The following is a 21008-nucleotide window of genomic DNA, read 5'->3' as shown; positions in this document are numbered from 1 at the left end:
GCGGGATGCAGAAGCGACTCGTGCTAACCTCGCTGGACAGGCACTGTGCTTCAGTGCCGGCTCTCGTACGGAGACCTGGACGATGGACTGCGCCGCGCTGCCGATCCTTGACTGTCACCAACACTTCTACGACGCCCGACGCTTCCATTACCCCGTCTTCGCGACGCGCAGCGAAGGCTTCGAAGCGCTCGTCGGCGATTACGGCGCGCTCCCCCGCGTCTACTTACCCGACGACTACGCGCGCGACTCGAGCGCGTTAAATGTCGTCGGCACAGTCTGGGCGGAATTTATGTCGACCGATCCGGTGGGCGAGGCAGGCTGGGCACAGGAACTGGCGGACGCGACACGACGCCCTGACGGCATCATCGCTCTGGTCGATTTTTCGAGTCCTGATCTGCCGGCCACGCTAGACGCGTATTCGTCAGCGCAACGGATCCGTTGCGTTCGCCAGCACCTGGGCTGGCATCCGGCGAACCCGCTGCTTCGCTATGCGCCAAGGCCGGACCTCATGTCGGACCAGGCATGGCGACGCGGACTCGCGTCGCTGCGCGGACGTGGCGTGATTTGCGAACTGGAAATGTTCGCGCCACAACTGCCCCAACTTGCTTCGCTGGCGACTGCGTTTCCCGACACTCAGTTCGTGCTGCCTGTCATTGGCTGGCCACTTGACCTGACCAGCGAAGGCCAGGCGGCGTGGAAACGTGACATGAAAGCGGTGAGCGCGTGTCCCAATGTGGCAGTGAAAATATTCGGGCTGGAGTGCATCTTCGGCATTCATTGGACGGTCGCTCAGGTCCGGCCCTGGATACTGGAAACGATTGAAGTCTTTGGCCCCGATCGATGCATGTTTGCAAGTCATATGCCGATAAGCAAGCTGGCCTGCAGCTTCGAAAAGCTGTATCGCGCGTACTTTGAGGTGATCGCGGAATTCAGCGTGTCTGAGCAGCGAAGACTTCTGCATGACACGGCCGCGGCGATTTACAAGCTGAGCTAAATGTTGGTTGCGGGAGAACCGGACTGCGCGTACCGCTGCGAACGCGGGTGAAGCGACCCGTTGTCGTGCTGATCCGTTCGAACTGCAACACCCCCAAAAAAACAAAAACCCCGCAGAGCCTAGACTCTGCGGGGTTCTCTCTACCACTTCTGGCGGAGACGGAGAACTTCTCCGCTTGTCACTGCAGATCACGCCAGATCACTCAATGTCACATAGTCATTTGTTTTAAAAGGAAATTATTGTCCATTCTCGTTTGAGGGCGTATGCTTAAATCGACCGACTTGGCATGGGTAAAAACGTGGGTAAGCGCCGCTCGAGGACAATATGGCCCTAAAGCTTTTCAAGCTTACCGACCGCATGGTTCGGGAAATGAAACAGCGCGGTTACTTCGGCGATGGCGGCGGTCTCTGGCTGCAGATAAGCAGGTCAGGCAGCAAATCATGGGTTTTCCGGTACACGCGAAACGGCCGCACCCATGAGCTGGGACTGGGTTCCTATCTGAATGTCCCGCTGGGCACGGCACGACAGAAAGCGGAGGCAATACGCCACGCGCTCGGACGCGACGAGGATCCGCTCGCGGCGCGCATCGCCGAGCGGGCGGCGGCTGCGGCCAGGCTCACCTTCGCACAGTGCGCGGAACAATATATTGCCATGCACAGCCCGGGGTGGAAAAACCCCAAGCACGCCGACCAGTGGACCAATACCCTAGACACCTACGCGATGCCTGTCATCGGCAAACTCGATGTCGGCCTTGTCGATACCCAGCATATCGTGCAGATCCTCGAACCGATCTGGATCAGCAAAAACGAAACTGCGTCCCGCGTACGCGGTCGATTGGAGCGCGTGCTGGCGTGGGCCAGAACCCGCGGCCTGCGCACCGGCGACAATCCAGCGACCTGGCGTAATCATCTTGATACCCTTTTGCCCCGTCCTGCCTCGGTACAACGGCAGAAACATCACGCAGCCCTTCCCTTCAAGGACATCCACGCGTTTGTCACCGGGCTGCATGCGCAGCCCGGCGTGACGGCGCGAGCGCTCGAATTCACGATTCTTACTGCGACGCGCACCGGCGAGGTCATCGCGGCCACCTGGGAAGAGATCAATCTGCGCGAGGAGGTATGGATCATTCCGAAGACACGGACGAAGGCGAAGCGCGAACACCGGGTACCGCTGTCCAGCCGCGCGATCGAACTTCTCAAGCAGATGAAGAAAGCACGCAAGAGCGACTTCGTTTTCCCGGGATGGAAAGCAGGAACGGGCCTGTCGAACATGGCCATGCTTCAGTTGCTGCGCAAGGCCGGCTATTCAGAACTGACCGTTCACGGATTCCGCTCCACGTTCCGCGACTGGTGCGCCGAAATGACCTCGTATCCTCGCGAGCTCGCTGAAGCAGCACTTGCGCATACACTAACCAACAAGGCCGAAGCTGCCTACTTCCGTAGCGACATGTTCCAGAAGCGGCGTGAAATGATGCAGGCCTGGTGCAATTACATCAATGCGGCGCCAGCCCAGGCCCGGCAGCCCGCCAACACCAGGGCCGACCGAACCGAGCATTCGCGAGAGACGGCTTCTATCTAGTCGATTCAGCGTGCAGGTGACGTAATAACCTGGCATGCATCGCCAACCCTGCGTCCACGGGACTCACTAGACGCCGCATTTGATGTCCCTGGCGGCCGAGCTCGAAAATGGCCATAGTGGCCAATGTTTCCTCGTCAAATGGACTGCCGATTGGCGCGTTCCCGTACATCGGCGGCCGTGGCGATCGGCAAGGCGATGAACTCCCGCTCCGACGTTTCGAGGAATGCCTGCGGGACCGCCAGATAGAGTCGCACGATCCATTGCTTCCAGCGTACAGGTGGAGGATCTCGCCATCGGGCGCGCACCGGTCGAAGCGCAGCCCGCCCTCGCTCGGGTAAGCATGGGAACCTGGCATCACCAGGACCAACCGAGCCGAGCCGTCGCGGGAAGTTGTTTCCGGCTAACGTAGAGCATGCATGCGACCATGCCCCTTTTGCGCCAAGCTAATGTACCATGCCGCGCCTGGTTGGAACGCTTGCGGTCGGGGACCGCAGAAATCTAGTAGAAAGACACGTCAGTAGTAGTGTCGGGACTCTCTTGACGAAACCTGATTCTGCCAACGGTTTTTCGGCTTGTGAAGTATGCACCGGACAACTCCAATACCCTCCTCGGCCCCTCAGCGGCGCACCTTATGTCAAAAATCGTAGATCCTTTATATTCATCCCATTCCGGATTTTTCGGTATTGATCTATACAGATAGTAAATCTTGTACTGCCCCCCTTCGGCTGCGGGCGTGGTTTCCAGCGTGATAGATTTTGATGTTTCCGTATGGATATCGATTTGCATCTGCAAAAGCGTTTGACGAATAACCGCTTTCGCAGAGATGTTTTTTCCATCCGCAGTGACAATCTCGCCGCTCCAGGTTCCGTTCAAGTCCGGAAAGAGATTGCTATTAAGGCGCTTCACGCTCTTCCAAATAAAACGGGAGATGCCATTTGTAGTGAGCGCGAAAATAATTGCAAGAGCAACCAACGGTGCAATGCTCACAACCTTTATGAGGGGAAGATCGTTCTGCCAGTATGTGCGCAAGCATTCGTAAGCGATTAAGCTGATGAAGGTAGTGGCGGATGCAACATACCGAAGAACCGAAACAAAGTTTATGATTCTAAACATGGTCGATCATATCATCAAAGTTTTGCAGTCGACCTTTTCCGCTGCTTTTGGCGAACAGAAGTGCGATATAGGAATCTCTCAGGGTATTGCCAACGCCTGCCGAGAATGATATTTCCTCGCCCGCGATTTTTCTGATTTCTGCAAAAACTGTGCTATTTTGGAAAAAAGATGACGATGACCCGGCCACGCCATCGGCGGCACAAAAAAGTATGTTAAACCCTTGATATTTTAGAAAATCTGCAATTTGCGCGATTTTCTCTTGCACGAGGTCGTTGGTTCTTGTCAGTTCTTTCGTGTCGTTTGTCAGATACGCTGATGCTATTTTTTGCCCGATGTCGTCGCCGTCGATAGTAATGTATTTCATGACTGCCGTCGATTAACCATGTACAAGGGACGGCATAGTAGCATGCGCGTCAGTGCATGACCGTCGGCGTTTCCCGTCTCCCCAAGCGACGTTTGGCCTCTTTCGAGCGCAGGGCGGGAAATTCTCGCTGAAGACCGAAGGGCTTCTGCGTTTCGTCACGCGAGTGAGCATTCTTGCCCCGTCTCCGGCGACACCCGGCCCCACCTGTGCTTTTTCACAGGCCACCTACCATGCGCAAACGATTGCGTGTATTTTTGTTACAAAATAATTTTCCCGACCATCATGTACATAACCCACGCTGGAGGCAATCTCCACTAGACTCTGTGTTATTGAATCGGCTTGACACTATATCTAGTGTTGGTAGCGAGTGCCGGTCTCTTTTAATAAGGAACTGAAAAATGACCGCCGAAACGCTATTTGCCGAGCCTGCACGATTCAAGGTGAGTCGCCCAGCGACATCTGAACTCACTCGACGTTTTTTCTTTCTGGTCGATGCGGTCGCCCGCGATCATGAACCGACTGCAACGCAGCTTGACCGGCTGGCCTCCTCCTATGAGAGCACGGCGCAGTTTCTCGCGAACCGAGACGAGTTCGAAGGGCTGTTGCTCAAGATACATCCGCATGGTTCGCGGCAACTCGGCACGATGGTAAGACCGTCGAGATCGACTCACGACGGCTTCGACGTCGATCTGATTGCGCTATTGAGTGCCGATGCGCGCCGTCGGTATATGTCTAGCGGTGGCCCCTCTCTGCTCCTCAACGACTTCTATCGCGCCCTGAAGGATTACGCGGATTCTCATAGCTTATCGATTCGCCGTTGGGAGCGATGCGTCACGCTTGGGTACACCGACGGGATGTGCGCCGACATCACGCCGGTGATTGATGATCCGCTCCTGTCGGCGCCGTATGGGCAAACGCATGCGCTGATACCGGACCGGGAGCTGATGCGGTACGACTCGACCAACCCACTGGGTTACGCGAAACACTTCAATCGGGCTGCCGCAATATCACCCGCGTTTCGCGGGCAACGGGTCATGGCGAAAGCGATGGACTCCGCGGAACGTGCAGAGGTAGTACCACTGGCAGAGGCGGATGAGGTTTTTAACCGGCTGCTCTGCCGATTTGTGCAATTGCTCAAGCTACACAGAAACAGTCGCTTTTCCGCGAGCGACGGCTTGAAGGAACTCGCGCCTACGTCCGTGTTCGTTACGACGCTGGCAGCGATGGCGTACACCCAACTTGCTCCGCTTGAGCACGACAGTCCGCTGGATCTGCTTCTCGACATGGTCAAGATAATGCCCAGCCTATTTGTCCGGACCAGATCGATGAACGGCGCTGATGAGTGGAACCTGCCGAACCCGTCCGCACCCAGGGAGAATCTGGCAAGTTCGATGAACCGTACTGGGCGTCATGAGGCGTTCGATGGGTGGATAACCGTGCTTACCCGCGATCTTGAAAAACTACTGGAAGCAGTGGAACAGAACCTCGGCAATGACGTGCTGGTCGGCATCATCGACACCGCTTTCGGCACCCGATCCGCGAATGCGCTAAAGGCAGAGTTGTCCAAGATGCGCGATTCGAATCGGACCGCCGGGCGGGTCTCCATCGTCACGGCGGCCGCGAGTTCGCGTGTCATCCCCGCTCGCGCGCACAGCTTCTACGGTGACTGATGCAAAGTCCGTACGTGAGCGCGCCCACACTTTCCCAGAGGCGACTGGAACTCGAGCGGCTCGACCTGCCCGGCGCCACCATACACAGCCGGTCTGGACGGGAGTTGCAATACCGGTTCTCCGTATCACCAGGTGAGTTTTCTCGATTTTATGACTGCCTTCTCAGCGTCCGGCCCGGCTTTGTCGCGCCAGATATTTTTGTGTTGCGGCCTGATCTGTCGATCCTATCGGGCGGTCGTCGCCCACCACACATATACACGCACAAGGGGCGAGGTACCCGGCTTTGCCTGTTTTTGCCAAAGCGTCGCGAATGGATGCCGCAGATGAAACTGGCTGATACGCACCTTGCCTGGACCGTCGAATGGCTCGGATACTTCGAAGAGTGGCTACTGACCGGTGAATGGGCCGGCGGAGGTTACCATCCGACGTCGCACAGGCGCGCAGCCAAAATGTGCGCGCTAGTATCGATCGCGCGTAGCCGAGGACAGCGCTCCCTGAACAGGGTTACCACAAGTGAATTTGTGCCGTGACCGATCCACAAGGAACAGTTGCCAACGAACCCGACCTCATTGAAGAGGACTGCGCCGGTTCCTGCGATACACATTTCAGCGCTGGAATTCGACGAGACGCGCATGCCCTACACCGTTGAGGTTTCGTTTGACCGGTTCTACGATAACATTAACCTGAGCGGCGACCATCGGGGCACCGCAAACGTACGTCGCGACGACATCGTAGCTACGCTCGGCAGGACCTTCGAGATCGTTGAGGCTTTCAGTACAGGCTCGATTCCGAAATTCACCGCATTGAAGCAGCATGCCGATCTGGATGTGATGGTTGCCCTGCACTACGGCAAGCATATCAAGGACAAGACTCCAACCCAGCTGCTGCAGAGTGTTCGTGAAGCACTAGCGGAGTGGCGAACTGGCGTCCGTCGAAACGGGCAAGCAGTAACGCTTTACTACAAGACCTGGCCAACCGTCGATATCGTCCCCGTGAGTCGGGTTGTGAATGACGATGGAACGGTGTCGCACTATAACGTCCCCGACTCCAACACAGACACCTGGATTACATCCAGGCCCAAGGCCCTGGCTGCGACGATAGAGTCGAAGTCTTCGGAATGTGGCTACAACTTCCGGCGGATCATCAAAATGATCAAGAATTGGAATCGCATTCACAGCGACTACCTCCGGAGCTACCACATCGAGGCGTTGGCGATTAAGGTATTCAGCGGGAATCTGGACGACACCGCGTGGCACGTGTTCCAGTTCTTCGACAACGCGCGAAAGCTGCTCGAGGGCCCACTTTGGTACGACACTGGTTTCGCAGACGATTACCTGTTGTGGTACGACAGGCAGGAAGTACTCAAGCGGTTCGACACTGCAATCGAAAAAAGTCGATCAGCCTGGAGCAAGACGTACGGCGATACTAACGACCACAAAAGCGCTATCGAAATCTGGAGGCAGATCTTCGGCAGCGATTTTCCCAACTACGGATAAGCAATGTCTCGCGCCGACCCGATTCGCAAAAGTTACTACGATGCCGTTGAACTGGCCGACAAGACCTCCGACTGGCTTTTTTATGGCGGTGCGGTTCTGTCTTTCGCGACCTTGTTCGTGGATAGCGTGAGGTTTCCGGACGCCTACAGCGTCATCCTCATTGCTTTCACTGTCTCGGTCCTTGCCTTGTTCGTGATCGGCCTAGCCTCGCGCTTGTACCTGACACCTCGCGCAGAGGACAAACGGCGACAGGATTTCTACAGCAACGCATGCGGCATTGACCTGATACACCAGAGGACGGAAGGTTACTATAACAATGATCTCACCGACCCTATCAAAAAGATGGCGGCGCAATTACTAGAGAACAGCCTCTTCAGCAAAACGATTGCCCTAAGAATGACCAAGCGGGAGCGAATCAAGATCTCCGTGTACACCATCCTGTGGGTGGTCTGCCTGTTATATAGGCGGACCGATCTTGGCGTTGTGGTGGCTGCGTCACAGGCTGTGTTCAGTGAGCAGGTGCTGGCTAAGTGGGTTCGTCTGGAGTGGCTCCGGATGCGGTTTGAGAAGACGTTTGACGACGTGTATAAGGTCTTCCAGTCGAAGCCGCCGGTGAATGAGTTTAACGTTATAACGCTTGATGCGTTGTCGATGTACGAGACGGCCAAGGCGAACGCCGCGATCACCCTATCGTCGCAGATTTTCGAGGAATTGAACCCGCGGCTGTCCGCCGAGTGGAACGACATCAAAGCAGTACTCAAAATTTAGGCGATCGGAATCCACCCCCGGCGTCAGACTACTTATCGTGTTATCTGATTCCTGTAGACAGGATCCGGGGGCGGTAAGGGTGAATGAAAGCCTACTCCGCAACTGCACGGATGATCGCGCCATCTGCACTTGAGTCGCTAACGCCGATCAGCGACGACCTCGTCGCGCATTTTCAATGGATTCCGGCCGCCTCATATGCGCGGAGATTGTCACTGCGTCGGGGGTACTCCCACGCGGGCCCAGCAAAGCCAAGACGGCGCGGCAGCCGAGTTCAAATACGGCCGGCGATGACGCAACGCCAACCGACAGTTTTGCAGCTTTACCTCGCGCGAGGGTATGGCCGACTGGAATCGGGGCAACGCTCTATCCAAGCGATCGACCTCTGAGACCGGGGTCTAACGCGTCGTCATGCACCCCATATTCTCGCGGATCCTATTCGAATACGTGCGACCGCACAACGGCGTCGTCCGTTCCAAATGCCCCGCAGTTTCAGGTAAATCGTCGACGAGGGCCAAGCAAAAACGGACCAGGTACGCGAGCGACCACCGTAAAGACGCATTTCATCCCGCGCGACGTCGCTGCAATGCGTGAGCGCAAGCAAGTCGATTGATCGACAAACAGGTAACCAAGTGTAACACCGCCATATCTCATTTAATCGTCAAGTCCGTCGTGATCTCACGGTACCGTCTGCCACGTCACGGTGTACCTCGTGCGAGTCCATTGCCAGCAGGAACACGCCGAGGATAATTAGTCGTGGCGAGTGCAATCAGGAGTGGTACAAAATGGACCAGGTAATGCGCATGAAGGATGTGGTGAAAAAGATCGGCCTATGCCGTGCCACGATCTACGCGATGATCAGCCGCGGCGAATTCCCGCGCCCCATCCGCATTGGAGAACGTGCAACCGGGTGGCGCGAGTCCGAACTGGAAGCCTGGCTCGCAAATCGTTCGGCCGCCAGGGGACAATCGACGCCGGCCCTGTCAAAGAGCCGCTGATTTTCCGAGCGATGGCATCACAAAGATCCGGCTGCCAGCATTGTCCCCCGGCACCCTGCCGAGCCACACCGGCAGGCGTAGCACAGTCTCGTCCCTTCGTCCGGCGTTTCGTCCACCTCGAGCCTGTAGTCGAGGAAAAGCTCTTCGCCAGGCGCAATTGCGCTCGTGGCGTGGATGAACACGCGGTCCTCAAGCTCGATTGCCTCGCAGTTGGCGTTGCATGAGTGATTCAGCCGGCGCGCGCTGTTTCCCCGGAGCCCGCCGTCGATGACGCGCCCGTCGGACAATCCAAAGAAAAACGTATGGCCAAAGGTGCCGCGCTTCCCGTACTGCCTGATAGTCGTTCTCCAGGCGATCCGCTCGCCTTTGTACTCGAATATCCTCTCGCCCGCTTCCAGCCTTCGCAATGCGAATACCCCCGCCCGTGCACGGACGAGCGCCTACCCACCACACGTCGCTGCATGACCTATCTGCCCTCCTTTCTGAGTGGCCGAAGTATAGGGCGGCCAATTGTGATCTACGTGTACTTCTTGAAGTACTTCGCCATGTTCCATACTGCGATCACGATCATGATCGACACCAGCCAGAAAAGCAGGTTAATCGGCAGCCGTACCGGCGCCACGAGCCAGATGACCGCAGTCAACGGGATCACACCGAACGTCAAGAAGCGCTTCCCGTGATGGTAACGGGTCGCCGACTCGTGCCCGCCCTGCGTGCGCCTCACGTGTCGCGCCACCAGACCGTCGGCCACGGCGACAGCAATCGCAAGCACGAACTGCGGAACTGTCATCACGAGCATGGCGATGCGAACGCCGAAGAGCTTGATTCCGTACATCGCCACCACGAGCGCCTCGCGTGTCGCCCCGGAAAACGCCGGTCGCAGGTAGGAGCCGAGACCATGTGACGGCAGGACGCCCGCCTCCCATGCCCGAGCCGTCGCATCAACACCCGTCCAGCCAAACCAGCCCCAATACGCGGCGTCGGCCGCGCGCGCAGCCAGCGTAGGATCGGTCGTCTCGCTCAGGTAATAGCGCAGGAGCTCCTGCATCCCGCCCACCGGGTCATCGCGCCACAACGAGTGCGCAGCGGCGAGATCCGCCATCACCGCGAGGATACTGGCGAGCAGTAGCCAGAGGACAACGTGGATCGCCAGATCGACAACCCAGAAAAAAGACTTCACACCATCGGCATTGCCGTCGCGCGTTTTTGCCACCATGGTTGCTCTTCTATCGTCTGAACCCAGCGCCTTTGCCCTGCACCGCCCACGGTCCAGAGATCGGTGCCGGCGTGCCGGCATTCGCGTCGACGGGCATGAAACTGCCCACGGCGCCTCCGATGAAATCAGGCGACACACCTCCTACCTCATCGAACGGCGACACAGCCTGAACATAGGATGCATAGCGGGACCGCATGTCGGCCACCACGTCGTCGAGCCCCGGCAGCATGATTGGGTCATGCGCGTCGAGCAGCGGCAGCCGGACCTTCACAAGCTGGCCGCCCTCGATCAGCGCAAACGCGTGGCCCTTGGGTAACTGCGTGAGGTCGGACGCCTGCAGCGTCGGCACCTGTCGCACCGAGATCTGGTCGTGCGTCTGCGCCGTAAAATGTACGCCCTCGCCGTGCCGCACGGCGTCCGTCGCAGATGAGGCGAGCGTGAGCGATTTCACATCGATCATCGGAAGCTGGTCGGTCAGGATCTTCGCGGTCGTCACGTACTTCACGCGCAGCATCACGAGCGTGTTGAAATTCCCGAAGATCTGCTCGGCCTTCGCGCGTGAGCCAATCTTTGCCTCAAGGTCGGCGCTCGTCTGCGTGTAGGCGGTGACCTGGTAGCCCGCGCCCCCCGCCTTGTTGACCATCGGCACGAATTCGTCGCCGACCAGTTCGTTGAACTCGTCCGCATGGATCGACACGCGGCGCCTGCCGCCCACGTTGCTTTGTCCGTAGCTGTGCCCATACTTGTAGATTCGGCCTGCGGTCGACGTCAGATCGGCGAACATCGCATTACCGACCACGCCGGCCACCTCGAAATCCGATAGCGCGTCGAGTCCGACATAGACAATGCCACCGCGGTCCATCACGCGATTCCAGTCGAACACGGGGCGCGAATCATGGGGATCGTCATAGTCGGGCGACAGCAGTTCCGATGTCCGACCTGTGGTGAGCTTTTCCAGGAGCGGATACAGCGACGACACGAGCTTGTCGAAATACGAGCGCTCGTTGCTGATGACCGACAGCAGGCCGTTGGCGATCGGATCGGACCAGCCCTGCTGCCGGATCAGGTTCGCCACCTGCAGCACTTCCTGATTGCGCTGCAGCCGCATCGCCTGCTTCGCCTCCTCCTTGTCGAGCGGCTCCAGTCCCTCCTTCCATGCAGGGTGATCCCGGTCGAGCCAGAAGCGGAAGTACCGTAACGCCAGCCCATCGATGTTCACGGCGTTCTGGTAGATCATTTCGTAGGTCGGACGGATGCCGAGCGCACTCATCGCGCGCGCCATCACGTTCACGAAGCGCCAGACGAAATCCCGGAATGCGGCCGACTGGCCCTCCTTCGGCAGGTTGCCGGCGATACGGGTCGCCACCTCCGTGATCCGCGAATACGTGCCAATCGGACTATAGCGCGCGGATTTGTCCGGGTAGCCCAGATGGAAAAACGTGAACTCGCTCTCCCGCCCGCAACGTTTCGCCTCGGCGTACATGCGAAGCAGCAGGTCGACGTCGCCTTTCGGATCGAACACGATCACGATATCGCCGCGGCGGATGTCCTGGGCAACCAGGACCTCGCACAGCCGGGTCTTGCCAACGCGCGTCGTCCCAAGCACCGCCATGTGCCCCACACGCTCGCCAATGTCGAACCAGATGTCGCGTTCGTCAGGTTCGACGCCATGCAGCGCGGGATCGCCACCGACCGGCGGCAACGGCGCGACCGGATTCCACCATACCGCGCGACGGGTTACACGCGCGAGCCGACTATCGGGATACCGACGCTCATGATCCCGCGCCCGGTCGTACAGGTCATTGCGTGCAAGGAGGCGGCGGTTTTCGGGAAAGCGGGCCTGATAGAGCCGCTGAGTTTGAATAACGCTCCAGCGAAAGCCCCGCCCGAGAAATACCTCCTTGCTGGAGCACGGGATAACGCCTGCAGGAATCACATACTGCGGTAGGCATCGGAGATTGCGCTGGAAACGGATCAGCCGCCATGCCTGTCGCCCGCGAACGCAGGCCAGTGACAGGAGCGCAACGGTCGTGACGCCACCCGTGGCGGGCGTGATAAGGAAGAGCGCCGCGTGGGACCAGAGGATGCCGATCGCTGCGAGCGCAGCCACGGAGGACAGCAGTTCAACGGGCCTGCGAAAGAAGTTCTCGACCGGATACGCCATCGCCGTTGTCCCGATGCCCCCGATCACACCTCAGACGACTGAGGCAAATCCGCATCTTCCGTTGCGACTGCCTTCTGCTTCGACTGGATCATCGCGTTCGGCGGTGGCACGGGATTGAAGAACCGCTCCGGCTCGGGAACGAGCATCACAGATAGCTGCCGGCCACCGGCGCCCTTGATGGTGTAGTGGAGCAGATAGGACCGGCCTGCGCCGCCGGCATCGGCTGTCACCGGATAGCCGGATTTCTGGAAATCGCGTTGGACCTGCTTCCATGGCTCCGGGGTCCGTCCATCTTCGGTGGGCGTCTGCTCGATCGCGTCGGGATGCGTATGCGCGAAATCCCGGAAGATCGCCGGCGTCACAAGCAGCATGCCTTCCGGCACAAAATGCACACGGGCCATCGATTCGTTGTACGGCAACCCGCCCGTAGCAACTCCCTCCTGCACCCAGGCCATGAATCGTTCCGCATTCGGCCGCAACTGCCGGGCACCCGCCCGAGCGGCAATGGATCGCGACGGCACCCGCCCCTTCTCGCGCGGGCGAACCGGCGCACTCACCTGATCCGATATGGGTGCATCGTCGTTGCCTTTGCCGTGCGCCACGACCGCTTCGTCATTGAGCGCGGCAGCGCTCTCTGCGTCCGGCAGATACGCCAGCTCGCCGTCGTTCATGGACGAAGCAACGGCATCAGAAGCGGCCCGCTCCTGCGACGCAGGCGAGTCATCGTCCGCTTTACGCCGATCCCGCCGATCCGGTTCTTCGCGCGCTGTTGACGCCGCGGCGTCTGGCGCGTCGACGCTTTGATCGACCGCCGTCGTCACCGGGTCCCCGACTGGGGACGGCCCTTCCCGGCCACGCTCTGCGCGCGCGGCCAATACACCGTCATCGGCGCGGTCGACACATTCAGCCGGCGGGGTCCGCTCGGCGCCCACTTCGATGGTCTGGACCGAGCCCGCAGGCAGAGCGCGCGGGTAGTGAGCAGATTCGGCGTAGAGCCGATCAAGCGGAAAACGCAGAACCGTGAAGGTTTGCTTCCATGCGCCAATCGCGACTGCGATCGTCCAGATGGCACCGCCTTCCGCCGTAGGCACAAGCGCACCGTATTCCTGCCAGGTGTCGAAGAGCCGGTTATTGTCCGCCGGAATCCCTGCCGCGCCGCTCTGTTGCTGCTCATGCGACGCAAGGTAAGCCCGGACGGCCTCGGCCAGCGTTTTCGCCACGCACCAGAGCGATTCGCCGTCGCAATAGCCGGTCGCGCCGGCGCGGTTGAGCGGCATACCGCCCTCGGCCAGAAGCCGTCGCAGCCCCTCCATCAGCCGCTCGATCAGCGGCACCGCGCGCGCCGAGGCGAACCGCGTACGGGGACCGGCCAGCAGGTTTTCCGCGACCGAGCGGCGATCCGCGTCACCCACGATCTTCGCGAGCGCGCTGTCTTTCGAACTGGCCTCTCCGGACAGGTATGCAGCCAGTTCCTGCAGCACGGGCGGATACTGGGCCAGCCAGCTCAACGACGCTGGTGGCACGAGGCGCTGCAGCAGCACGATGGCGAGACGCGAATGGGCACCGTAATCGCGCTCGCCGGGCGTTGGGAAATCCACGCAATACCACGCGCCACCCTGCTCGTTCATGCTGCCGGCCATCGGCACCCAGGGACGGACGTCATGTCCGGTGGCCAGTTCGACTTTCAGGTCCGCGAGCGGCTTGCCGATGTCGTGCAGCAGCGCGCTGACCAATACCCCATAACTGCACCGCGCCTGATGCTGCATCTGGTCTTCGGGACTGGCCCCGAGCGGCAGCCGGTACCCTTCACGGAAATGCAGCGCATAGCGCGCGACCTCGAGCAGATGGATCAGCAGGCCACCCGGTTGCGCGTGATGATGCGACTCGGACGCGGGCAGGAGCTGCACAAATTCCGTGAGCCGCTGCAGCAACGGTTCGAGGTCACGCTGCTCGCTCTCAGGCGACAGCCCGAGACTGCTGGCGATACGCCGGACTGTCCCCTCCACACCGGTTCGCTGAATCAGCTCACGGTATCCCAGTACCGGCTGATACTTTGGCGAAGGTGGCACGCTGTGCCTGGCAGGCGGCACCGGCGGCGTCGCCTGCAGTCTCGACGATCGTGGCAACTTCAACCAGTTAAGGGCGTTGGCAAAAGCCATGTGGGGTTTCCAGCAGAACGGGAGAACGGGACTGACCTCGTCATGAGGCGCGCGACTCAACGCGTCGCATGGTTCAACCGTACGCACTGGCCCGCAGCGCCTGCCGCGAATGGCTGCACGAGAACGTGCCGCGCCGCGCAGTCATGCTGCTGGACAGATGGCCCCGATTACGCGCCGCCGCCTGTCCTTTCCCGGCCTTCTGCGGCAAAGGCCGTGGCGTTTTTGTCCACCTTTTTGCCCTTCGCCGTTTGCGCGTTTGAGCGGGTGATGCGATTCATCCCAGCTTCACCCGCGGCCTTTGGATTGGGCCCTTCCCTTTGAGCCGCCCTTTGTTTCCCTTGCCTTTACAGCCTTCTGCAGGCGCCTTTGCGTTGCGCTGGACGGGTGACCCCACCCGAAACGGGCCGATATGCGGCCCCCGGAAAACCTGCTCGCCCAACTGCGAATACGGGCAGGCATCCGGTCCGGTCGCGACTCTTCGCTGCCTACAGTGAACCCGTCGGCCCTTCCCCCTGGGCCGACGCGCGCTGTTGGCCTGCCGGACTGCTCCCCGCGCCTGGCAGGTCCTTTTTCCCTGATGGCTGGCGCGGCCAGGTCGTGGTCACCGGATCATGGCCACGAACAGACGAGGTCAAGGTGAAGCGTGTATGGATCGTTCTTGCTAGTGCTGTGCTCGGCGGCCCGGCCGCTACTGCCCGGGCCGACTGCATCGACGACGCCGCGCGGTTTCATCACGTGAATGCGCGGCTTGTTCGTGCGATCGCCATCGTCGAATCCGGGCAGCATGCAAACGTCGTCCACGTGAACACCGATGGCAGCACCGATATCGGACTGATGCAGATCAACAGCCGGTGGCTCGCCACGCTCTCGCGCTTCGGGATTTCGCTTGCGGACCTCCATGACCGCTGCATCAACGCCTACGTCGGCGCGTGGGTCCTGTCGCAGAACCTCCACCACCTCGGCCTGAGCTGGGATGCCGTTGGCGCCTATAACGCCGGGCCGCACGTGAAGCGCATTGCTTACGCGCGCCGCGTCTATCTCGCACTCAACACGGCCCCGCCCCTGCCGTCCGCGCCGGCCACTCCGCTCGCGGCGCAGGACCCGGGGCTGATCGCGAAGCTGTTCTGGCCGATCACGTGGCACACGACATGGGGAGCTGGGCGATGAGCCGGCTCACATACGAATACGCGATCGAGGTGCTGAACGACTACCTCGGCCCGCTTCAACCGATGCTCGCCGATCCCGACGTTCAGGAAATCATGGTCAACCGCGCCGATGCGATCTTTGTCGAGCGCAATGGAACAGTAACGTACGTCCCCGGCTGCGACCTCGATCCGGACGCACTGGATCGAACCATCACGATTCTCGCGAACGTGAATGCCAAGGAGCAGACGCCTCTGCTCGATGCCCGACTGTCGGGTCTGCGCATTGCCGCCGCCCGGCATCCTGTGGCCGTCCATGGCGACATGATGTCGATCCGCAAGCACACGCGCCGCCGCATTGGACTCGCCGACTACGAGCGCGCCGGGGCATTCGACGTGCTGCCAGATACGAAGTCGCCCGCCGCGCGCCGCCGCAATACCGCGCTACTGGGCCGTCTCGCATCGGGCGGCGCCGCGCTGCGCGAGTTCTTTGAATGGGTCATGCGCGAGCGGATCAACGTCGCGTTCTCCGGTGGCACCTCATCTGGCAAGACCACGATGCTCAACGCGATGATCGATGCGATGCCGCAGGAAGACCGCGTCATCACGATCGAGGACACGGCCGAACTGCAGGTGCACGCGCCCAATCACGTCGCGTTCGAGACCAATCTCGGCATCACCATCCGCGACCTTGTGCGCTTTTCGCTGCGCGTGCGCCCTGACCGCATCATCGTCGGCGAGGTCCGTGGCGCCGAAGCCTTCGACCTGATGGAAGCACTCAACACCGGGCACCCCGGCTCGATCGTCTCGTTCCATGCTGACTCGTCCGACACCGCCCCCGCGCGGCTGGAGTCGCTCATCCGCATGAGCGACGAAGGGCGGCTCCTGTCGATTGACGACCTACGCCAGAAGATTGCCTCGACGTTCCGCTTCTTCGTGCACGCCGAGCGGCAGGGCGCGGTGCGCGGCCCTGTCGAAATCCGCGAAGTGCTCCGTGCAGGGGACGGCCGCTACCAGACCCGGTGCCTCTTTTCCCGCTTCGCCTCCCACGAGGAGCTGGCCCATGCATGATTTACGTCAACGGGGCTGGTGGCTCCGTGCCGCCCGCCTCTTCATCACCACGCTTCGCAACCGTTGTGCGGATGTGCGCGACGCTTGGCGAAACGTTGCGACCCCTCATCACCGTTCGCTGCGCCTGTTCTTCACGGCCTTCTGGCTCGCTTTAATTCCGACCATCGCGCACGCGGGCATCTGGAACGGCGGGCTATGCACCGTGTACCAGGACGTGCTCGATAACGAGTTGCTCGAAGTCGTGTCGCTCTCGGCGCTCGTCGGCTCGATCGTGCTGTGGCTGCTCGACGATGGTCGCAGCAACATCAAGACGCATGTGCTGCGCGGCGTGCTCGGCACGCTCGCGATCCTGAACATGCCGCTGCTGTGGGCCCAGGTGTTCAACCACGGCGCTGCCTGCACGGGCACCATCTGACGAGGTCCGGCATGGAGACGCATCGCCCCGACGCACCTGACGCATCCGTTGGCTCGGTCGATCCGCTGGATCCACTTGATCCACTCGCCGCGCGCGTTCGAAAGACGATGCTCGAACAGTTCCTGCTACTCGGCATCGACCGCAAATGGTGCATCGCGCAGGGTGCCATCGTCATCACGTTCGCCGCAGGCCTGCACAACGGCTGGGTACTGCTCGCGGTGCTGGTCACGCATCCCGTATTGTGGCTCGCCGTGCGGCGCGATCCCGACCAGATCCGCTGCTATGCGAAATACAGCCGGCAGGGCGACTACTATGAGCCGCGTCAGCTGCTGCGCCAGAAGATCAATGCCCGCCCGAAAGGCTTCGCCCGGGGGATGCCGTGCTGAAGCCCCCCTTCTCGCCGTTTGACGCCGAGTCGCTCGTACAGGTCGCGCAGCGCACCGATGGCGATCGCCGTTCCACCGCCGAGATGGTGCCGTGGCTCTTTCGCTTTAGCGACACGCTCGTCGTCAACAAGGACTCGTCGGTGATGGCGACCTATGAGTTCTCCGGACCGGATGCCGACGCGTTGTCGACCGGCCATGTCCTCGAACTGATGGAGAACCTGATCACGTCACTGCGTGACATCGCCCGCCGGCCCGTCACGATGTGGTGGACGATTCATCGCCGCCGCAGCGCGCGCTATCTCACCGTACCAATGCCTGACCCGGTGGCGCAACGGGTCGACGATGCCCGGCGCGAAACGTTCGAGCGCGGCGCCAACTACACGAACCGTCATTTCGTGACGTTCACGCTGGCTCCGGACGTCGGCATCGACCGGTTCGCCGGCAAGATCACGCACGGCATGACACATGACGGGCTGTCGATCGCAGAGTCGCTGGTGCAGGCCGTGCGCGGCACGTTCTCCGACCAGTACCTGTTCGCATATACGGCGTCAGAGCTGGCCGCCATCGTCGAGACCTTCGAGAACATCCTGTTCGGCTTCGTCGCGAGCAACCCGCGCCTGGCCTGCCGGCGCCTGATTGGTCCGGCACTCGGTGCGTTCATGCACGCGTGCTGCTCCCCGCCGAGCGATCACGTATCAGCCGTGCCGATACCGGACATCCCCGCACTAGACCTCGCGATGTGCGATACGGAGGTCCGGCCAGGTCACGACTACCTGCACTTCTACTCGCATGGCCGCCAGCGCTTCGCTATCGCGGCGGGTATTCCTGCCCGCCGCGAATTCTGGCCAGACACGGTGTTGCCCACGAGCCTGGACGGCCTGCTGAAGGTGCCCGGGGAACTCACGGTCAGCCACTGCTTCCGTCTCACCACGCCCAACGCCGCGATGCGTTTCATCGACAGCGTGCGCCGCTATCATGAGGGCCGCCGGCTCGACACGCGTTCGCTGCTCGCCGCTACGCTGCGCGGTGGCGACACGTCCGGCGCGCGACAGAACCAGTCCCGCTCCGCCGCCGCAGACGACGCGAACCGGCGCGTGGGCAAGGTCGAGATGGCCGAGGAGATGTACGGGTACTACAACCTGTCCGCGCTCTCCTTCTCGCCCGTTTTCGAGACGGCACCGTTCGATGACGGCACAGCCGTCGAAGCCGCGTGGGCGCAGGCGGTCATGACCCACCGCGCCGTCGAGGAAGCGCTGCGAGCCGCGCATTTCGCGCCCGTGCGCGAAACGCTTCACGCGTTCTCGGCCTTCGCGACGAGCATCCCCGGCATGTGGCGCGAATGCGCGCGCTGGTCGTTCATCGATACCGCAGCGCTTGCCCGCCTGCTGCCGCTGCGCGGTGTCTCCGAAGGGCACCCGATCAACGCGCACCTGACGAAGGAAACCGGCACGCGCTGCCCAGCGCTCGCCGCGTTTCCGACCGAGTTCGGCACGCCCTACTGGTTCACCGCCTTCCTCGCCGATGTCGGCCACATGCTGGTCTGTGGCCGCACTGGATTCGGCAAGACGATCTTCATGCTGCTGTGCGCGACGCTCTTTCGCAAGTACCCGAACGCCTGGCTGTACGGATTCGACAAGGACCTGTCGATGCGCATCCCGACCATCCTGCAGGGCGGCCGCTACCTGCAGTTCGATCATGGCGCAGCCGGCGCTTCGGCGGACGAACGCGCGCAAATGAACCCGCTCGCGTTGCTCGCGGACCCGCGCCACATCGAGTTCCTCGCCGAATGGATCGTGATGCTGGCGCAGCAGCGCGGCACCTACCGCGTGACCGCGGGCGACCGCAGCGAACTCGAGAAGGCGCTTGCCGCGACGCGCAGCCGCGCCGACCGACGACTGTGGCGACTGCGCACCGTCCACGCGTCGCTACCTGCGGGGCCGCTTGCCGACGAACTGGCTCTGTGGGTGGGCTCCGCCGTACACGCCCATTACTTCGACAACCTCAACGACAGTTTCGACGACACGCGATGGGTGTCGATGGCGACCGACCGGATTCTCGCGAACCCTGTGATCGCGAGGCCGTTCCTGTCGTATGTGACGTACCGCATCCAGGATTCGATGGAACAGCGGCGTGCCAAGGGCGTTATCGGCCCGACGCTCGTGATGCTGCCCGAGATCTGGAACCTGCTCGACGACGACGCGTTCGCAGCGCAGATCGGCAACTGGATCGTCACGATGCGCAAGAAGCTCGGCTGCGTCTGGATGGATGCGCAGTCACCCGAACAGGTCTCGACCTCGAAAATCTGGCCGCAGATCCGCGACAACGTGCTCATACGCGTATTCGTGCCGGTCGAGAATTTCACGCCGTCCGCGAAAACCGCCTATCAGCGCGATTTTGGTCTTTCCGACGGACAGATCCGCACCATCCAGCGGCTCATCGCGAAGCGCGACTACTTCATTACCGAACAGGGCGGTGCATCGCGCCGAATTTCGGTGCCGCTCGATCCGGCATCAATCGCCATCCTCCGGTCGGAGTTGAGCGCGCAGCTGATATTCGACCGGCACCTGCATTCCGGTCATCCGGACTGGAGGGCACGGTACATCGAGGAGGCCATGGCACAGCCCAGCATGGACACGGCGGCATGGGCCGAACCGGAGGCCCATCATGCGTGAGCCCGTACTTCGTCGAGCCGGCGTGGCCGTTGCCCTCGCCCTGGTCCTTCACACGGGCACTGTTCGCGCCGGCGGCGGGATGACGGGCGGCGCGACCGAAATCACACAGTTGTTAAACCACGCCGAGCTCGTTTCGTCGGTCGCCCAGCAGGCGCAGATGGTCGAGCAGAACGTTCAGGCGCAGATCACCCGCCTGCAGCAGTACGTCACGATGGCCCAGAACCTGAAGCAGGTTCCAGCGTCGCTGATCGACCAGACCATCGCCCCCTACCGCACGCAGATCACGAGCTTCCAGTCGCTCTCCACGGCCATCACGCAACTTGAGCAGGCGGCGAGCGCCACGAACAGCCTCTTTGGCCGCAGCCTCACCGAGATGAATACGACGGGCATGTCGCCTGCCCAGTGGCTGTCGGCTTACACGTCGCTGGCCTCGACGCGCGGCGGCATCAACCAGCAGCAACTGACGCAGGACATGCAGAACCTCGACACGCTGGCCGACCGCGCGCAGAACCTCCAACAGATCCAGTCGCAGATTCCGAACGTCACGGGCGCCGTACAGGGCCTGCAGATGCTGAACCAGCAGTCGAACGTGCTCGCTGGCGAGATGGTCGATCTGCATGCGCTCATGCAGCGGCAGGTCGCGCAGCAGATGCAGGACCACATCGCACAATCGCAGGCCCAGGGTAACGCGGCCAAGCTCGCCGCCGCGCGCGCCGCGGCGCTCAGCCAGGTCAACCAGCAGGAACAGCAGACGACACAGGGCGCGCCCGACTTCGACCTGTTGCAGGACCAGTAGGAGATGCGG

The 21008-nt window shown here is 61.1% G+C and carries 17 protein-coding genes and 1 pseudogene; 12 read left to right on the top strand and 6 right to left on the bottom strand.

The window, feature by feature from the left end:
- Positions 1-82: 82 nt before the first annotated feature.
- Positions 83-994 (top strand): amidohydrolase, encoded by a 912-nt coding sequence (locus B0G71_RS06195; RefSeq protein ID WP_116140460.1) that lies wholly within the window; start codon positions 83-85, stop codon positions 992-994.
- Between the two features lie 324 nt (positions 995-1318).
- The gene (locus tag B0G71_RS06190) at positions 1319-2572 is read left to right on the top strand and encodes a site-specific integrase (protein WP_116140458.1); all 1254 of its coding nucleotides are present in this window, start codon (positions 1319-1321) and stop codon (positions 2570-2572) included.
- Positions 2573-3070: 498 nt separating this feature from the next.
- On the opposite strand, the gene B0G71_RS06185 is transcribed toward B0G71_RS06190, so the two are convergent.
- Together B0G71_RS06185 and B0G71_RS06180 are read right to left on the bottom strand one after the other, a co-directional pair.
- The gene (locus B0G71_RS06185; RefSeq protein WP_116140456.1) at positions 3071-3685 is read right to left on the bottom strand and encodes a hypothetical protein; all 615 of its coding nucleotides are present in this window, start codon (positions 3683-3685) and stop codon (positions 3071-3073) included.
- Complete coding sequence (locus B0G71_RS06180; RefSeq protein ID WP_116140454.1) at positions 3678-4049, bottom strand: mCpol domain-containing protein; 372 nt, start codon at positions 4047-4049, stop codon at positions 3678-3680. The genes B0G71_RS06185 and B0G71_RS06180 overlap by 8 nt, the downstream gene beginning before the upstream one ends.
- Positions 4050-4447: 398 nt before the next feature.
- Here B0G71_RS06180 and B0G71_RS06175 point away from each other — a divergent pair, with 398 nt between their 5' ends.
- The 4 genes from B0G71_RS06175 to B0G71_RS06155 all read left to right on the top strand — a co-directional run bounded on the left by B0G71_RS06175 (position 4448) and on the right by B0G71_RS06155 (position 8978).
- On the top strand, positions 4448-5719 hold the full coding sequence (locus B0G71_RS06175; RefSeq protein WP_181916724.1) for an SMODS domain-containing nucleotidyltransferase: 1272 nt from the start codon (positions 4448-4450) through the stop codon (positions 5717-5719).
- 632 nt (positions 5720-6351) lie between these two features.
- Entirely contained in the window at positions 6352-7215 is an 864-nt protein-coding gene (locus B0G71_RS06165) for a nucleotidyltransferase (RefSeq protein WP_116140452.1), read from the top strand.
- 3 nt (positions 7216-7218) lie between these two features.
- Positions 7219-7983: a hypothetical protein gene (locus B0G71_RS06160; RefSeq protein ID WP_116140450.1), complete on the top strand. Its 765-nt coding sequence runs from the start codon at positions 7219-7221 to the stop codon at positions 7981-7983.
- A 782-nt stretch (positions 7984-8765) separates the two neighbouring features.
- The gene (locus B0G71_RS06155) at positions 8766-8978 is read left to right on the top strand and encodes an AlpA family transcriptional regulator (protein WP_116140448.1); all 213 of its coding nucleotides are present in this window, start codon (positions 8766-8768) and stop codon (positions 8976-8978) included.
- A gap of 17 nt (positions 8979-8995) precedes the next feature.
- Here B0G71_RS06155 and B0G71_RS06150 read toward each other — a convergent pair.
- From B0G71_RS06150 to mobH, 4 genes and pseudogenes are all read right to left on the bottom strand, one after another.
- A pseudogene (locus B0G71_RS06150) lies at positions 8996-9441 on the bottom strand (SET domain-containing protein).
- 54 nt (positions 9442-9495) lie between these two features.
- Positions 9496-10194: a DUF4400 domain-containing protein gene (locus tag B0G71_RS06145; protein ID WP_116140446.1), complete on the bottom strand. Its 699-nt coding sequence runs from the start codon at positions 10192-10194 to the stop codon at positions 9496-9498.
- A 10-nt stretch (positions 10195-10204) separates the two neighbouring features.
- On the bottom strand, positions 10205-12358 hold the full coding sequence (traD, locus tag B0G71_RS06140) for a type IV conjugative transfer system coupling protein TraD (protein ID WP_116140444.1): 2154 nt from the start codon (positions 12356-12358) through the stop codon (positions 10205-10207).
- Positions 12359-12381: 23 nt separating this feature from the next.
- On the bottom strand, positions 12382-14517 hold the full coding sequence (gene mobH / locus B0G71_RS06135) for a MobH family relaxase (protein WP_116140442.1): 2136 nt from the start codon (positions 14515-14517) through the stop codon (positions 12382-12384).
- 636 nt (positions 14518-15153) lie between these two features.
- Between mobH and B0G71_RS06130 the strand changes: the two genes are divergently transcribed.
- From B0G71_RS06130 to B0G71_RS06105, 6 genes are read left to right on the top strand one after another with little or no spacing between them, the layout of a single operon-like run.
- Positions 15154-15684, top strand: coding sequence for a lytic transglycosylase domain-containing protein (locus B0G71_RS06130; RefSeq protein WP_116140440.1), 531 nt, complete (start codon positions 15154-15156; stop codon positions 15682-15684).
- Positions 15681-16730, top strand: coding sequence for a CpaF family protein (locus B0G71_RS06125; protein ID WP_116140438.1), 1050 nt, complete (start codon positions 15681-15683; stop codon positions 16728-16730). The genes B0G71_RS06130 and B0G71_RS06125 overlap by 4 nt, the downstream gene beginning before the upstream one ends.
- A complete protein-coding gene (locus B0G71_RS06120; protein ID WP_116140436.1) occupies positions 16723-17145 on the top strand; it encodes a hypothetical protein in 423 nt (140 codons plus the stop codon). The genes B0G71_RS06125 and B0G71_RS06120 overlap by 8 nt, the downstream gene beginning before the upstream one ends.
- An 11-nt stretch (positions 17146-17156) precedes the next feature.
- Entirely contained in the window at positions 17157-17531 is a 375-nt protein-coding gene (locus tag B0G71_RS06115) for a VirB3 family type IV secretion system protein (protein ID WP_258875501.1), read from the top strand.
- Positions 17525-20203: a VirB4 family type IV secretion system protein gene (locus B0G71_RS06110; protein WP_116140434.1), complete on the top strand. Its 2679-nt coding sequence runs from the start codon at positions 17525-17527 to the stop codon at positions 20201-20203. The genes B0G71_RS06115 and B0G71_RS06110 overlap by 7 nt, the downstream gene beginning before the upstream one ends.
- Positions 20196-20999: a conjugal transfer protein TrbJ gene (locus B0G71_RS06105; RefSeq protein WP_258875500.1), complete on the top strand. Its 804-nt coding sequence runs from the start codon at positions 20196-20198 to the stop codon at positions 20997-20999. Before B0G71_RS06110 ends, B0G71_RS06105 begins: the two co-directional genes overlap by 8 nt.
- Positions 21000-21008 lie beyond the last annotated feature (9 nt).

Origin of the sequence: Paraburkholderia sp. BL27I4N3 (assembly GCF_003386115.1) — a bacterium.
Taxonomy (GTDB): Bacteria; Pseudomonadota; Gammaproteobacteria; order Burkholderiales; family Burkholderiaceae; genus Paraburkholderia.
The sequence above is the reverse complement of the archived record's forward strand: the minus strand, read 5'-3'. Positions and strand labels throughout refer to the sequence as shown.